Source organism: Spirochaetota bacterium (assembly GCA_026414805.1).
Taxonomy (GTDB): Bacteria; Spirochaetota; UBA4802; order UBA4802; family UB4802; genus UBA4802.
This window is the reverse complement of the sequence record JAOAIH010000183.1, coordinates 1-512: the sequence shown is the minus strand read 5'-3', so window position 1 is coordinate 512 and position 512 is coordinate 1. Positions and strand designations below refer to the sequence as shown.

The following is a 512-nucleotide window of genomic DNA, read 5'->3' as shown; positions in this document are numbered from 1 at the left end:
GATCAGCGGAAGCCCTCCAGAGTCTCTGGCTCTGAGTCTTTCTCAAAATCCCATATCCAAGAGATGAATATATCTGCAACCAATTTCCTCCGATGTGTTGGGGAAGTTGGTACGTTGAGGTTTTGCCTTTTGGTGAAGATGTTATTGACTTTACTTATGGAGGAATATATATGTGTGGAATAGTCGGCTATATTGGCGAAAAGGATGCCACCGAGATTATTCTTAATGGATTAAAGCGGCTGGAGTATCGAGGATACGACTCGGCGGGGCTTGCGGTGTTGCACGATGGAAAAATAGAAATCCGCCGTGAGCTCGGGAAGCTCTCGCGACTGGCAGCGCTGGTTGCTGCACAGCCGGTGGCGGGCAGAATCGGTATTGGGCATACGCGCTGGGCAACGCATGGCGAACCTAGCGCCCGCAATGCGCATCCTCATGTTGGCGCGACTGGTGAAGTGGTGGTTGTTCATAATGGCATTGTGGAAAATTACCTTGAACTACGCGAGGAGCTTGCC

At 50.8% G+C, this 512-nt stretch carries 2 protein-coding genes; both read left to right on the top strand.

The genetic code is table 11. The features are described 5' to 3' along the window. Positions 1-183 (top strand): hypothetical protein (locus tag N3F66_15295; GenBank protein MCX8125511.1); only part of this gene is annotated, 183 nt, incomplete at its 5' end. After that, positions 171-512: class II glutamine amidotransferase (locus tag N3F66_15290; GenBank protein ID MCX8125510.1), on the top strand; the 342-nt coding region annotated here is incomplete at its 3' end. The genes N3F66_15295 and N3F66_15290, both read left to right, overlap by 13 nt.